Raw genomic sequence first — 14120 nt, forward strand, 5'->3', positions numbered from 1 at the left:
GGTGCGGTCGGCGGAGGCGGGGGTTCAGCGCCCGGCCGCGGTGGTGCGCGACGGGAGGCTGACGATCCCCGCTCCGACGAGCAGCAGGCCGATCGTCACCGCCGTCAGCGCCGGCCAGCCACCGGCTCCGACGGCCAGGCCGAGGAGCCAGCCGCCGACGGCCGAACCCGCGTAGAAGGCGATCGTGTAGACCGCGCCGGCGTGCCCGCGGAGTGCCGGAGCCGCGCGCGCTCCCGTCCAGGCGGCGCCGGTCGCGTGCAGGGCGAAGAAGCCGGCCGTGAAGACGAGGAGTCCCGCGATCACCACGGCGACGTTCTCGGCGAGCATCACCAGCAGTCCGACGATCATCAGGGCGACGCCGATCCGCATGACGAGGCGGGGACCGATCCGCGGCCCCCATCTCCCCGCGAGCCGGGAGGAGACGGTTCCCGCGAGGTAGGCGGCGAAGAGGAGGGAGACGAGCGCGGGCGCCAGCGCGAACGGCGGCGCCTCGAGCCGGAACGCCAGGTAGTTGTAGACCGCGACGAACACGCCGACCGCGAGGAACGTCTGCAGCGCGATCGCGACGAGCATCGGATCGCGGAGCACCTGCGCCGTCTTCCCTCGCCAGCCGCCGGGGGCCGCCTCGCGCGCGCCGCCGCCCCGGGGCGCGAGCACGGCGAAGACGATCGCCGCCGCCGCGCAGACGGCCGTCACGACGAGCAGGGCTCCGCGCCATCCGAGCGCCGCCGCGAGCGGTCCGGCGAGCAGGCGTCCGGCGGCACCGCCGATCGTGGTCCCGGAGACGTACGCCGTCGCGGCGGCCGTCGCTCCGGCGCCTCCGACCCGGTCGTGGATCGCTGCGACGGCGAGGGCCGGGACGGCACCCAGTGCCGCTCCCCCGAGGAAGCGCAGGACGAGGAGGAGCTCGAAGGTCGGGGCGACGCAGGCGAGCAGCGCCAGGACCACGGACGTGAGGACCGCGATCCGCATGGATTCGAGCCGTCCGATGCGCTCTGCCGCCGAGGCCCACGGCAGCACCGAGAGCGCCAGCCCGAGGGTCGCGGCCGAGACGGTGAGCGCGGCGTCGGACGGGGCGTGGGCCCATTCCCGCGCGAGCTGCGGGAGGACGCTCTGCACGGCGTAGAGCTCGGCGAAGGTCGCGACCCCGGCGGCGAGGAGGGCGATGGTCAGCCGCCGTTGCGAGAAGGGCGCCGCTGCGCGCATCGGTCGGGTGCGTGCGGCGGTGCTCATGATTCCGACGGTAGACCGCCTCCGGGTGCATGACTAATGTCCTTTCTCTTACTGTTCATGCGTTCTGGTCATGTCCGGATCTAGGGTGGTGGCGTGTCCGACGACTGGCCCGCGACCCTCCGCCTCCTGCCCCTGCTCGTCGCGGTCGCCCAGACCGGGAGCGTCACGGCGGCGGCCGCCGAGCTCGGGATCCCGCAGCCGACCGCGAGCCGGTCGCTCGCCCGGCTGTCCGCCCTGGTCGGCGCTCCCCTGCTCCGCCGGGAGGGCCGCGGGGTGGTGCTGACGGAGGCGGGGACCCGTCTCGCCGAGGCCGCTCAGGACGGCATGTCGGTGATCCGCGCCGGGCTCGCGGAGGTGCGGCAGGCGGGCGACGTGGAGCACGGCCGGATCGACCTCGCCTTCCAGACGCTCCTCGGGGAGAGCTTCGTGCCGGATGTGATCCGCCGGTTCCGCCGCCGCTGGCCGCAAGTCGGCTTCGGGCTCCGTCACGGCTCCCGAGCGCTCTGCCTGCGGGCCGTGGCGGAGGGCGAGTCCGAGCTGGCGATCGTCGCGGATCCGCCCGATCTCCCCGGCACCACCACGACGACCCTCTACTCGGAGCCTCTCCTCGCGGTCGTGGACCCCCGTCATCCGCTGGCCTCGCGGCGCTCGGTCACGGTCGAGGACCTCCGCGGCCTCGACCTGATCATGCTGGCGCCCGGCTACGGCCTCCACGAGTCGGCCCGGCGCCTGCTCGCCGTGGACGGCCGTGACCCCGTGCCGGCGTTCGAGGTCGGCGACTACCGCGCCGCCCGGGGACTCGCGGCAGCCGGCCTCGGACTCACGATCCTGCCGCCGAGCCCGTCCTCGGTCGACGACGACGTCCGCGAGATCCCGATCGACGATCCGGGCGCGAGCCGTGAGATCGGTGTGCTCGCCCGCGACACCGGGAACCCGGTCGTCCCCGAGTTCCTGCGGGCCCTGCACGCCGCGGCGGCCGCCCGGCGCCGGTGACCGCTGCTCGGCTCTGCTGTCAAGCACAGGAAGCGGAGGCCCTTCGTGCAGCAAGCTTCGAGAGGATCCCCGCACCGCCAGCGACACCCCCCTCCCCCCGCTCCTGCACCACGTCACCGAGGACGGCCCCGGTCATGATCCTTCTCCGCACCCACGCCAACCGCTGGACCGCGCGCGCCCGCCGCAGCGGCGGCGTCCTCGGCATCATCACCCTGGTCTCCGACCTCCCCCGCCCGGCCTATCGGACGGTCCGCCTCGATCCGACGAGCGGTGAGCGCGTCCTGCTCCGCGACACCGCCGAGCTCGAGGAGGCCTTCGCCGTGCTCCTCGCCGGGCTCGAGCGCTCGCGCATCGCGGCCTCGGCATCCCCAGCCGAGTCGGCTCCCCCGTGCGCCCCGGTCGACGCGCCCGTCGCAGTCGAGGACGACCTCGAGGAAGCCGCCTGACCTGACGGCGTCCTTGCGGGGAGACCCTCACCGCGCATCAGGTGCCGAGCTCTCCGCCCGCCTCCTTCACACTCGACGTGTCGGATCGACGTGCCGTGACACCTCGACCGGCGGATCCGTCCTCGGCAGGTCCCGCGGGCCGATGATCTGCCGGAGCTGGGCCGACCTGCGCGACCGCAGGAGAGCCCGGCGCCAGCGCGGATCGGTGCGGGCCCGGAGGTGGGGGTCGAGCGGGCGGAAGCCTCCCGCGGTCCGCTCCTCGATCAGCACGATCGTCGCGGTCGCGAGGTGCAGTCTCCGGACCGGCTCCCTCTCGGGATGCGGATGTCCGGAGCGCGTGCGGAGCTGCTGCTCCAGCTGCTCCGGGTCGGCGGACCACCAGGTGCTGACGCCGACGCGTCCATCGGGGAAAGGGAAGCGCTCGGTGATGCGGTACGGGAGGCCGTGCTCGGTCATGCAGTAGTACCTTTCGAGGAGAGGGTCCGGGAGCCCGGGCCGCGCTGCAGCGGCCCGGGCTCCGGTTCACGAGGTGCGGGTCGAGCGACGGCGCAGCGCCGTCAGGGCGCCGCCGGCCAGGAGCAGAGCGCCGGCTCCGGCCGCGAGGGGCCCGGCCGCCGCTCCCGTCGAGGCGAGGACCGTCGGCACGAGTCCGACCGGAGGCACCGCCACCTGGGCGCAGCTGGCTCCACCGTCGTCCGCGCACGGGTGCAGGACGGTCGTCGGATCGAAGCCCTCCGGGACCTCGGTCAGGCGCGCCCGGTTGGGGATGGTCCACGCGTCCACGCCGTCGGCGACCCGTCCGGTCACGGTGAACGTCGTCGACGCTCCCGGTGCCAGAGACAGGTTCTCGACAGTCAGGTCGGACGACGCCGGGCCGCCGTCCCGGGAGATCGTGACGTCGCTCAGGTGCGCGAGCTCGGGGACGTCGGTGAGGGTCACCCCGTCCGCCGGCCGAGCCCCCTCGTTGGCGACCACGATCCGGAACCCGGCACGCCCGCCGTGGTCGACCTGGTTCCCGATCGCCGTCTTCTCGATGGAGAGCCTGCCCTCGACGGGCGGCACCGGGATCTCGGCGCAGGACGACGTCGCATCGTCAGCGCAGGCGTTCTCGACCGTCGGCGGGTCGAAGCCCTCGGGCTGGTGGGTGATCGAGACGCGGTTGGGCAGGGTCGCGGCGTCGTACCCGTCGGCGACCCGGCCGCTGACGTGCAGCGACACCTGGCCGCCGGCGGGGATGTCGAGACCCGTGACGGGCTCCGTGGCCGGCTGCGTTCCTCCGGCGCCGTTCTCGATGGTCGCCTCGAGCAGGTGGTCGAGCGTCGGGACGTCGGTCACGGTCACGTCCGTCGCGTCGACCGTTCCGGTGTTCGCCACGACGATGTCGAAGCCCGCCGTGCCGCCGTGCTCGGCGCTCGCCTGGGACGCGGTCTTCCGGATCAGGAGCGACCCCTCGCCGATGTCGTGCGGGACGGTGGCGCAGGGGTTCGCGTCGGTCCCCATGCCGGACGAGGCGGGAGCGAAGGGCGCATCGGCGAGGCAGGCCGTGTTCGTCAGCGCGCGGTCCCCCTCGCCGGTCACGATCACGTCGAAGGTCAGCTGGGCCGTCGCCCCGACCGGCAGGCTGCCGGCCGCCCAGGAGATGCGGCCCGTCTCCGCGTCGATCGTGGCCGTGCCCTGCGAGGTGCGGAGGGAGTCGGCGTCGAGCTCGGCGTCGTCGAGCACGCCCTTGTCGAGGTAGTCGATGACGGCGGCGTCGGAGTAGTCCCCTGTCCCGTCCGAGGTCAGCGTCACCCGGTAGGGCACGCGGGCGCCGCGGAGCAGCGGAGTGGCGGAGTCGACCGACGAGGTCTTCGCGATGCTCACGTGCGGCGCGAGCGGATCGAGGCGTGCGACCGCGACCGCACCGTCCGAGCCGTAGGCCCAGTCGTCGATCGCCCGCAGGTCGCCGTAGGAGCCGTGCACCGAGTCGTTGGCGTTGGGGACGCGGCCGCGCCCGGAGTCGTCGCCCTCCCAGCGGTGCACCCCGCCGGACGAGTCGGTGCCGCCGTCGCCGGACGTCACCGCGGAGGTGCCGGAGTACCGCTCCGAGTTCGATCCGGCGAGGAGCGAGTCGTCCCAGTGCACCGTCGACGGGTCGTCGCCGCCGCCGGTCGACCTCACGACGGACACGCCGCCGGCGGACGTCTCGGCGTCGACCCGCGTGAAGTGGAACTCGTTCGTGCGGCCGATGGAGGCGCGGAAGGTGACGTCGGGGTCGGTCACGTCGACGGTCCCGCCCTTCGCGTCCCGTCCGTCCCAGTCGACCGAGAAGGGACCGGTCGTCCCCGCGATCCGGGTGAGGTGCACGTCGCGCTCGCTGTCGTAGGAGCCGTCCCCGTCCGCATCGACGTCCACGACGACGGTGCCCGGCTGCGTCCCCAGGACGCCCGTGAGCGTGCCCGCGTCGGAGCCCGCGGACGACCGCCGGAAGGCGAGGCCCTCGATCGTCGGCGCGCGGTAAGCCGGAGCGATCGACTCCGGCAGGTCGGACGACGGCGGGTCCAGGAAGAGCTTGTAGGTCTGCAGGCCGTCGATCCCGGAGCGTCCGGACGCCTGCACGTACTGAGCCCCGATCCCGCCCGCCTCGCTCGACTGCGGCATGGGGACCGAGAGGTAGGACGGATCGGACGACCCGACCTTCACGTTGCCCTTGTTCGTGGCCTGGACCGTCGAGGCGACTCCGTCGTAGCCGCGCAGCCCCAGCTCGTAGCGGGCGCCCGTCTCCGTGACGGCGTGAAGCGTGAAGGAGGAGCGCCGCTCCTCGGGCGAGGAGTAGGACTCCTTCGCCCCGGACTGGATCGCATAGGAGTCGGACCACACCCGGCCCGCGACCGCCGCGCCCCGCGCGTCCTGGACGCCGATGCTCCAGACGAGGTTCACCGGCGCCGTCACGTCGTCGTCGGACACCCGGATCTGGAAGACGCCGGTCTCGTCCGCCACGAACGAGCCGCCGGCGGACACCGAGGGCGCCGCTCCGGGCGCGAAGTCCTGCTCGTCGAGGACGGCTCCGCCCGGAGCCGTCACCCGGGCGGTACCGCCGCCGGTCTCGCCCTCGCCGGTCCCCGAGCCCGCCTGGAGCGGGTGGAGGTCCACCCGGAGCGTCTCGCCCTTCTGGACCCAGGCCGAGACGGTCGTCACGCCGGCGTTCGTCGCGCCTCCCTGCAGGAGGGTGTTCTCGATCGTCGTGTGAGGACCGTCGGCGGCGAGGGCGGGCGGCGGCGCGAGGCCTCCGCCCAGCAGCCCGCTCACGAGCACGCAGCCGCCGTCGTGCCGACCAGCGCTCGCGCCGTCCGCGCTCGGGGTCGTCCGCGCTCGTCCCGCCCCGACTGTTCCGTTCGACTCATCCGATGTCCTCTCCTCTGCCGACCGAGCGCACTGCGTCGGCGGCGACCGTTCAGCCCCACGGAAGGAGAGTATTGCTCGGTTCGACGTCACCGCGGCCGGTACGGCTGCATCCGTGGAGAACGGCGCGAGATGGGCGCTGTGGAGGAGGAAACGGCGCGCGAGAAGAGCCGAGCGGCATGCTCGCGACGGGTGATCGCAGAGCCTGCGAGGAGTGATCGCGAGCACGGGCGCGGACTGATCGCGGATGCGGGCGGAAGACGGTCGGCGCCGTCGACGGCGCGAAGAGACGTCCTGCGAGGTGGAGAACCGGCTGTTCCGTCGCCCTGCGCTTTCCGGGAGGCCGACGCCGACAGCCACCGGAACGAGCGACCGTTAAAACGAGAACGGCCCGCCGAAGCGGGCCGTTCTGCTCTGTCTCAACCAGAGTGCGCCCGGAGGGATTCGAACCCCCAACCTTCTGATCCGTAGTCAGATGCTCTATCCGTTGAGCTACGGGCGCAGTCCATCGCGTGGGCCAGAGGCGCACGCAACGAGGTACGACTATACATGCCGGGAGCCCCCTCCGCGAATCGGCGGTGGCGGCGCAGACGGCTCCCTCTCGGGACGCCGCCGTAGCCACCAGAACCCAGGCTCCGTCGCGGTGTCCCGGAGCGCCTCGCAGAGCCTCCGACCGGCGGACGCCGCTGCTCCCCCTCACGGCGTACCGTGGGCTCATGGAGGCCGCCGCGATCGAGCTCGTGGGCTTCGTCGTCTCTCCGCTGCACCGCTACGAGGGCCGCCCCGCCGATGGCCCGGTGCCGTCCGAGGGGAACGAGCAGCCCGAGCGGATCGAGATCCGCGCAGGCCTCGGCATCGTCGGCGACCGCTTCTTCGCCCAGCGCGCGCACCGCCCCGCGGCGATCACGCTCTTCGCGGTCGAGACCCTCGAGCACATCGCCGCCGAGCTCGGCGCAGGGCCCTTCGACCCCGCCGACGCCCGCCGCAACATCATCGTCCGCGGCGCCGACGTCGATGCGCTCGCCGGCCGCACGTTCGCGATCGAGCAGGGCGGGGAGCGGATCGAGTTCCAGGGCGGACGACCGGCCAACCCCTGCGCCTGGATGGACGTCGTGCTCGCCCCCGGGGCGTTCCGGGCGATGCGGAGGCGCGGCGGCGTCCGCACCGCCCCCCTGACGAACGGCGTCCTCCACACCGGGCCGGCCCGCCTGATCCTCCACAGGTCGGACGACATGCTGATCTGAGCCCGGCGGCGAGCGCCTAGGCTCGCAGCGACCGACTCCCCCGATCGAAGGAGGCCCCGTGCTCCGCCCGAGCGACCTCCTCCCCACTCTCGCGACGACTCTCCGGCGCGGGGTCCGCGACGTCTTCGCGACCACGCGCTCCCGGGGGCGGGATCCGCACCGCCGCACCCGCAGCACCGACGTCTCGGTCCAGCGGGTGCACCACCGAGACGTCTGGGCGCGGGTGAGCACAGTGGGGCGCGACGGCGAGCGCACGTTCGTCCTCGTGCCGGGGATCGGAGTCGCGGCCACCTACTTCGAGCGCCTCGCGCCCGCGCTCAACGAGTTCGGTCCGGTGCACGCTCTCGACCTGCCGGGCTTCGGCGGCGTGCCGCACCCGATCGACGCGCGGCGAATGAACATCGGCGACTACGCCGAGCTGGTCGGCGCCGTCATCGACGAGCTCGGCCTCGACGATCCCGTCGTCCTCGGCCACTCGATGGGGACGCAGGTCGTGGCCGAGCTCGCCGCCCGCCGTCCGGAGCTGACCACCATCGTCCTGCTCGGACCCGTGATGAACCGGCACGAGCGCCGCCTCCCGACCGCCGCGCTCCGCTTCGCCCAGTCGAGCGTCCGCGAGCCCCTCAAGGTCGCGATCCTCGCCGCGGGCGCCTACCTCCTCTGCGGACCGCGCTGGTTCTCCCGCGTGCTGCCCGAGATGATGCACTACCGGATCGAGGAGACCGTCCCCCGGATCCGCGCGTCCGCCCTCGTCATCCGCGGCGAGTTCGACCGGCTCGTTCCGCGCGAGTGGGCGGAGGAGATCGCCCGGTCGATGCCGCACGCGCGGGCCTGGGAGATCCCCGACGCCTCCCACTCCGTGATGCACGCGCACGCGGAGGAGGTCGCCCGCCTCTGCGTCGAGCACGCGCGGGCGCCGCAGCCCGACCGGGACGAGGCCGCCCTCCGCCGCTACCCCGACTCGGAGGTCGACCACTCCGAGGAGGACGCGCCCACCGAGGACCCGATCGGCGCTCTCCGGGGACGCATCACCGAGCTGGCCGGGATCCTCGTGGACGACGACTCCCTCATCGCCGAGGGCAAGACCCTCCACGCCGAGGCGAGCGATCCCGAGGCACTGCACCAGGTCGCTGCCGACCCGGGCGACGGCGAGCTCGTCGAGGGCGGCGGACCGAGGAAGGACGGCGAGCAGGACGGCTGACCACCGCAGGCCACCACGAGCCGCATGTCGCGCGGCGTGAGACGCCGAGCGCAGAAAGAGCAGCCCTCCCGCCGACGCCACTCGGCGCCCGCCCGTCAGGACTCCGCGCCGACGATCTCCTCGCGGATGCGCCGCAGATCCTCGGCGAGCGCCCCCAGCAGGATCCAGTGCTGCGGATGCGGGGTTGCGATCACGAGCGGCGCGGTGAGAGCGGGCAGCTCGTCCGTGATCGCCTCCGGCTCGGGAACGTCGACCGAGGACTGCACGAGGAGCCGCAGATCGTGGGCGGCCCGGTGCAGCTGGACGGCGATGTCGGCGATCGTCGGCTCCCCGACGAGCTCGTCGTCGTAGAGGTCGTGCACGGTCCGCGTCATGCCGCGGACCCGGGTCACGATGCGCCCCAGCCGCGGGACGACGGAGTCGAGGGCCAGCAGCCGGTCGCGGTGGGCGGAGCGGCGCGGGTTGAGGCGGAGGGACTCCTCGCCGGTCGCGATCGCCTCCTCCGCCTTGCTCTGCATGGTCTGCAGCAGCCGGGCGTTGATGAGCAGCTCGTCGAGCCGGCGTCGCGGGACGGGGGCCTGGAGGGCGTCGCCGAGGTCGTCGAGGGCGGCGGCGAGCTGAGCGGTGAGGTCTCCGATCGCCCGCTCGGCCGGTGCCAGCACGACCGGAGGGACGATGAGCACGTTGATGACGACTCCCACCGCCGCGCCGAGGAGGGTCTCGAGGATGCGGTCGAGCGCGTAGTTCGGCGTGACCGCGCCCACCGAGAGCACGAGCATCGCGCTGATCGGGATCTGCACCGCGGAGGCGGGGGTCAGGCGCACGGCCCACCCGACGGCGATCGCGGCCACGATCGCGAGGAGCACGATGATGCTCTCGCCGCCGAGCACCGTGCCGATCACGGATCCGACGATCACGCCGATGATGACGCCGACCGAGCGCTCGAGGGCCTTGGAGAACGACTGGTTGATGCTCGGCGCGACGACGAGGAGCGCGGCGATCGCGCCGAAGACGGGCAGCGTCCCCGGGAAGACGACGCCGGCGAGGAGCCAGGTGACGACCGTGGCCGCCGCCGTCTTGACCAGCTGCAGCACCGGCGGCCGCGTCGGCACGGTGAAGCTCGAGGTCAGGCGCATGGGACCACGGTAGCGAGCGCCCGCCGCCTCGCAGTCACCACGCGGGTCACCGGCTCGCGGCGGCCTCGACGCTCGCGAGCACCGCGCGGAGCGAGCGCGACGCCTCCGCCCGCAGATCGGCGGGCACCCCCGAGAGCAGCGCCCGCTCGGCATCGAGCACCTCGGGGAAGGCCCGGTCGACCAGCTCCTCCCCCTCGCGAGTCAGCGTGATGAGCGAGCCGCGCCCGTCCGCCGGGTTCGCGGCGCGCCGCACCAGGCCCCGACGCTCCAGCGAGTGCACGCGCTTGGTGATCGCGGGAGCGGAGGCGAGGGCGATCGTCCGGAGGGTCGTCGGCGACTGCGGAGCGCCGGCGCGACGCAGCGTGGAGAGCACGTCGAACTCGCCGCGGGTCAGCCCGTGGGCGGCGAGCAGCTCCTCCGTCGCCCGGACGATCAGCGCGGAGGCGCGGATCAGCCGCCCGACGACGTCGACGGCGGAGGTGTCGAGTTCGGGCCGCAGCACCGCCCAGCCCGCCCTGATCTCGTCGACCGCGTCGCCCGGCTGGCTTTCAGACTGATTCACACGTAAAGTATATCTGCTTCACCCGTGAAACACTTCTCCGGCCGCCGCCGCTCGGACCCCGATCAGAGGACCCGATGGCCGCCACCCCCGTTCTGCCCCACCCCCGCGAGCTCCTCGCCTTCGGCCCGCACGCCGGCGCCCATCGCGTCGCCCTGCGCGCCGGCGTCTCCATCGCCGTCCCGCTGCTCGTCCTCTGGGCGCTCGGCCGCACCGATCTCGCCCTCTACGCGACCTTCGGCGCCTTCACGGCCCTCTACGGTCGCCAGCACACGCACCGGCCGCGCCTGCTGATGCAGCTGTCGGCAGCCGCGTTCCTCGTCACCACCGTGACCCTCGGCACCGTCGTCTCCCTCTCTCCTCACCGCGACCGGCTGATCATCCCCGTCGTGGTCGCCGTGACCGTCGCGGCCGCCTACCTCAGCGACGCCCTGCACTGGCACCCGCCCGGCCCGCTGTTCCCGGTGTTCGCCGTCACGGCGTGCGCGTCCGTCCCGTCCGAGCCCTCGCGGATCCCGCTCGCCGTCGCTCTCGCCGCGGGCTCCGCCGCCTTCTCGCTCGTCGTCGGCCTGAGCGGTCTCGCGTTCCCCCGCGCACGCCGCCTCGCCCCGACGCCGTGGCGCACCTCGTTCCGCGCGGCGGCGGCCCGTCCGGCGACGCGCGCCGCCCTGCTCCGCTTCGGGGCCGTCGTCCTGGTGGCAGGCACCGTCTCGACCGCGACGGGCCTGGGCCACCCCTACTGGGCGATGGTCTCCGCCGTCGCAGCCGTCTCGGGAGCGGACGCGGGCGCCCGCCTCGTGCGCGCGGGCCACCGGATGCTCGGCACGATCGTCGGAGTGCTGATCGCGGCCGCGCTCCTGGCCCTGCCGCTCTCCCCGCTCACCGTGATCGTGGTGGTGGTGCTCCTCCAGATGACCGCCGAGCTCGTCGTCGGCCGCAACTACGGCCTGACCCTCGCCTTCGTCACTCCGCTCGCGATCCTCATGGTCGAGCTCGCGCATCCCGTCGACGAGCTCGTGCTGCTGCGCGACCGGGCGCTCGAGACCGCGCTGGGCGTGCTCGTCGGAGTCGTGGCGACGCTCCTGACCCACGCCGCCTCGCAGCGCTCGCGCTCCCGCTCCTAGGCCCAGGAGGATGGACCGCACGATCCCCGCTGTGCTTGCCGAGATCACGGCGGCCGTCGCCGAGGTGCGCGACGTCGCACGGTCGCAGCAGGACGGCGCGCGGGCCCGCGTCGCGGACCGGCTCGACGAGCTGTTCGCCGGAGCGACGACCCGCCGAGACGTCCGGGCGGCGGCCGCCGACGCGCTCGGGCTCTGGGGCGGGGCGGGCTCCTTCTCGGACGTCGGCTCGGCCGAGGCCGACTACGCGATCAGGCGCCTGTACCGGGCCCTGCGCGCCGGCCGCTCCTGGCTGCTCCACGCCGGCTGACCCGCACGTCGCGACCGCCGCACGACGCCGAGAACGACGAAGGCCCCCTGCTTCCGTGGAAGCGGGGGGCCTTCTCGTTGGCGGTACCGGTGGGATTTGAACCCACGGTGGACGCAAGCCCACACATGTTTTCGAGACATGCTCCTTCGGCCGCTCGGACACGGTACCGGGGTCGAGTGTACGCGACGGCCGGAAGTCGCGCCAATCGAGAGGACGGGCCGCCGTCAGGCGGGGAGGAGGAAGCCGAGCACGCGGTCCCACTCCGGGATCGCGAGCAGGTGGCCGCGGCCGGGCACGACCTCGAGGCGGGAGTCGGGCAGTCGGGCGGCGTACCACTCGGCATGGCGGCGGCCGGCGACCGCGTCCTCGGCGCCGTAGAGGAGGAGCGCGGGCGGCTCGGCGGACTCGACGGCGAAGCCCCACTCCTGCACGCCGTAGCCGATGAGGTCGGCGGCCATGCCGAGGGCGCCCTGGGCGACGGCGCGCTCGAGCATGCGCGAGAGGCGCTCGCGGACGCCGGGGGTCTCGAGCACCGCGGTGTCGGCGTCGCCGGAGCCGAGCATCCCGAGCAGGGCGTCCGGGGCGGGGGTCGGGCCGAAGGCGCCCTCGAGCGTGCGGGTGAGCGAGCGGACGGCCTCGTCGAGCGAAAGCTCGGCCAGGCGGGCGAGCTCGGCACGGTTCTCGTCGCCGACCCACGGCACGGCGCCGTCGGGAGCGGGCGTGCCGATCACGGCGACGCGCTCCACGAGGCCGGGGTAGTTCGCGGCGAGTGCGAGGGCCACGCGGCCTCCCGCCGACCAGCCGGCGGCGCTGACGGAGGCGATGCCGACGGTCGCGAGGTACTCCGCGATGTCGGCGGCGGCCTGCTCGGGGCTGGCTCCGACGCCCGCTCCGGCGGGGTCGAGGTCGGTCAGGAGGGAGGAGGCCCCGTAGCCCGGGCGGTCGAACGAGAGCAGGCGCACCCCGTGGCGCGCGGTCGCCTCCGGGTCGGGGTCGAAGTCCGAGGAGCCGGGAGCGGGATGCGCCAGGACGACGACCCGCTCGGCGCCCTCGGGGCCGGACCAGCTGACTCCGAGCGGGCGGCCGGACTTGAGGACGTGCACTGTCGAGGGCATGTCCCCCAGTCTCCCGCAGACGTCCGACGCCGACGGGGCGGCGCTCGGGGCTGAGTCGTTCTCCGAGGCGCGATCCTCCGCCTCCGCCCCTCCGCGACGACGCTCCTCCACAGACGGCTTCCACGAGACCTCTCCCCCGGCCTGGCGCGCCCCGCTCGCGGCGTCGGTGGTCGACGGTACTGTCGAAGACACGTTCGAACGAGCGGCGGTGTCGGGGGTCCCCCGTAGCGTCGCGCTCGCCCCCCTCCTCCGCCCCGAAAGGACCTCATGGCCTCCTCGAAGACGCGCACCGCCCCGTACCGCTGCTCGGAGTGCGGATGGACGACCGCGAAGTGGGTAGGCCGCTGCGGCGAGTGCCAGCAGTGGGGCTCCGTGATCGAGAGCACCGAGCGCACCGGCCTCGTCCGCGCGGTCGCCGCTGTGGCTCCGGCCGCCGGCCGCATCGCGCGGCCCATCACCGAGATCGAGACCACGTCGGCGGCGCACCGCCCCACCGGCGTGGGCGAGCTCGACCGCGTGCTCGGCGGCGGGATCGTCTCCGGCGCGGTCGTGCTGCTCTCGGGAGAGCCCGGCGTGGGCAAGTCGACCCTCCTGCTCGAGGTCGCGAGCCGCGCCGCGGCCGAGGGCCAGCGGGTCCTCTACGTCAGCGCGGAGGAGTCGGCCGCGCAGGTGCGCATGCGGGCCGAGCGCACCGGCGCGATGCACGACAGCCTCTTCCTCGCGGCCGAGACCGACCTCGCCACCGTGCTCGGCCAGATCGACGAGGTCCGGCCGGACCTGCTCATCGTCGACTCGGTGCAGACGGTCGCGAGCGACACCGTCGACGGCCTGCCCGGCGGTCCCAGCCAGGTCCGCGAGGTCGCCGCGACCCTCATCCGCGTCTGCAAGGAGCGGGCGCTCCCCCTCGTGCTCGTCGGACACGTCACGAAGGACGGCTCCATCGCGGGGCCGCGCCTGCTCGAGCACCTGGTCGACGTGGTCTGCCACTTCGAGGGCGACCGGCAGACGGCGCTGCGCTTCGTCCGCTCGCTCAAGAACCGCTTCGGCCCGACGGACGAGGTCGGCTGCTTCGAGATGACCGCCGAGGGCATCGCCGAGATCCCCGACCCGAGCGGTCTGTTCCTCAGCCGCACCCGCTTCCCCACCCCGGGCATCTGCGTCACGGTCGCGATGGAGGGACGCCGCGCGCTCCCCGTCGAGATCCAGGCGCTCGTGATCGCGAACGACGGCGAGCACCCCCGCCGCGTCACGAACGGAGTCGACGCGTCCCGGGTCGCGATGATCCTCGCGGTCCTCGAGCGGCAGGCGGGCATCCCCCTGCGGCGCTGCGACGTCTACGTGTCGACCGTCGGCGGCGTGAAGCTCATGGAGCCGGCGGCGG

The 14120-nt window shown here is 73.9% G+C and carries 13 protein-coding genes and 2 tRNA genes; 7 read left to right on the plus strand and 8 right to left on the minus strand.

Annotated features, from left to right (window positions below):
* Positions 1 to 24: 24 nt before the first annotated feature.
* Positions 25 to 1233 (minus strand): MFS transporter, encoded by a 1209-nt coding sequence (locus C5C74_RS01880; protein WP_104350883.1) that lies wholly within the window; start codon positions 1231 to 1233, stop codon positions 25 to 27.
* Between the two features lie 93 nt (positions 1234 to 1326).
* On the opposite strand from C5C74_RS01880, the gene C5C74_RS01885 reads away from it, so the two are divergent.
* On the plus strand, positions 1327 to 2226 hold the full coding sequence (locus C5C74_RS01885) for a LysR family transcriptional regulator (protein ID WP_104350884.1): 900 nt from the start codon (positions 1327 to 1329) through the stop codon (positions 2224 to 2226).
* Positions 2227 to 2360: 134 nt separating this feature from the next.
* Positions 2361 to 2672 carry a hypothetical protein gene (locus C5C74_RS01890; RefSeq protein WP_104261625.1) on the plus strand — a complete coding sequence of 104 codons (312 nt, stop codon included), beginning with the start codon at positions 2361 to 2363 and terminating at the stop codon, positions 2670 to 2672.
* 66 nt (positions 2673 to 2738) lie between these two features.
* Here the strand turns inward: C5C74_RS01890 and C5C74_RS01895 are convergent, their stop codons facing one another.
* From C5C74_RS01895 to C5C74_RS01905, 3 genes are all read right to left on the minus strand, one after another.
* Positions 2739 to 3128, minus strand: coding sequence for a hypothetical protein (locus C5C74_RS01895; protein WP_104350885.1), 390 nt, complete (start codon positions 3126 to 3128; stop codon positions 2739 to 2741).
* 66 nt (positions 3129 to 3194) lie between these two features.
* Positions 3195 to 5960, minus strand: coding sequence for a DUF11 domain-containing protein (locus C5C74_RS01900; RefSeq protein WP_146082999.1), 2766 nt, complete (start codon positions 5958 to 5960; stop codon positions 3195 to 3197).
* Between the two features lie 522 nt (positions 5961 to 6482).
* Positions 6483 to 6555: transfer RNA gene (locus C5C74_RS01905), tRNA-Arg, on the minus strand.
* Between the two features lie 214 nt (positions 6556 to 6769).
* Between C5C74_RS01905 and C5C74_RS01910 the strand changes: the two genes are divergently transcribed.
* On the plus strand, positions 6770 to 7297 hold the full coding sequence (locus C5C74_RS01910) for an MOSC domain-containing protein (RefSeq protein WP_104248232.1): 528 nt from the start codon (positions 6770 to 6772) through the stop codon (positions 7295 to 7297).
* 58 nt (positions 7298 to 7355) lie between these two features.
* Positions 7356 to 8498, plus strand: coding sequence for an alpha/beta fold hydrolase (locus C5C74_RS01915; RefSeq protein ID WP_181132671.1), 1143 nt, complete (start codon positions 7356 to 7358; stop codon positions 8496 to 8498).
* Between the two features lie 95 nt (positions 8499 to 8593).
* Here C5C74_RS01915 and C5C74_RS01920 read toward each other — a convergent pair whose 3' ends face one another.
* Together C5C74_RS01920 and C5C74_RS01925 are read right to left on the minus strand one after the other, a co-directional pair.
* Positions 8594 to 9634 (minus strand): aromatic acid exporter family protein, encoded by a 1041-nt coding sequence (locus C5C74_RS01920; protein WP_104225996.1) that lies wholly within the window; start codon positions 9632 to 9634, stop codon positions 8594 to 8596.
* A gap of 46 nt (positions 9635 to 9680) precedes the next feature.
* Positions 9681 to 10196, minus strand: coding sequence for a MarR family winged helix-turn-helix transcriptional regulator (locus tag C5C74_RS01925; protein ID WP_104262354.1), 516 nt, complete (start codon positions 10194 to 10196; stop codon positions 9681 to 9683).
* 74 nt (positions 10197 to 10270) lie between these two features.
* Here C5C74_RS01925 and C5C74_RS01930 point away from each other — a divergent pair, with 74 nt between their 5' ends.
* Both C5C74_RS01930 and C5C74_RS01935 read left to right on the plus strand, forming a co-directional pair.
* Entirely contained in the window at positions 10271 to 11317 is a 1047-nt protein-coding gene (locus C5C74_RS01930) for an FUSC family protein (protein WP_104350887.1), read from the plus strand.
* 10 nt (positions 11318 to 11327) lie between these two features.
* Positions 11328 to 11624 (plus strand): hypothetical protein, encoded by a 297-nt coding sequence (locus C5C74_RS01935; protein ID WP_104350888.1) that lies wholly within the window; start codon positions 11328 to 11330, stop codon positions 11622 to 11624.
* A 78-nt stretch (positions 11625 to 11702) separates the two neighbouring features.
* Here C5C74_RS01935 and C5C74_RS01940 read toward each other — a convergent pair.
* Together C5C74_RS01940 and C5C74_RS01945 are read right to left on the minus strand one after the other, a co-directional pair.
* Positions 11703 to 11792 (minus strand) — tRNA-Ser (locus tag C5C74_RS01940).
* A gap of 56 nt (positions 11793 to 11848) precedes the next feature.
* Positions 11849 to 12739, minus strand: coding sequence for an alpha/beta fold hydrolase (locus tag C5C74_RS01945; RefSeq protein WP_104350889.1), 891 nt, complete (start codon positions 12737 to 12739; stop codon positions 11849 to 11851).
* A gap of 267 nt (positions 12740 to 13006) precedes the next feature.
* On the opposite strand from C5C74_RS01945, the gene radA reads away from it, so the two are divergent.
* Positions 13007 to 14120, plus strand: a 1114-nt coding sequence (gene radA, locus C5C74_RS01950) for a DNA repair protein RadA (RefSeq protein ID WP_104309374.1), incomplete at its 3' end; no start/stop codon positions are given.

Source organism: Rathayibacter sp. AY1E8, assembly GCF_002931415.1.
Classification (GTDB): Bacteria; Actinomycetota; Actinomycetes; order Actinomycetales; family Microbacteriaceae; genus Rathayibacter.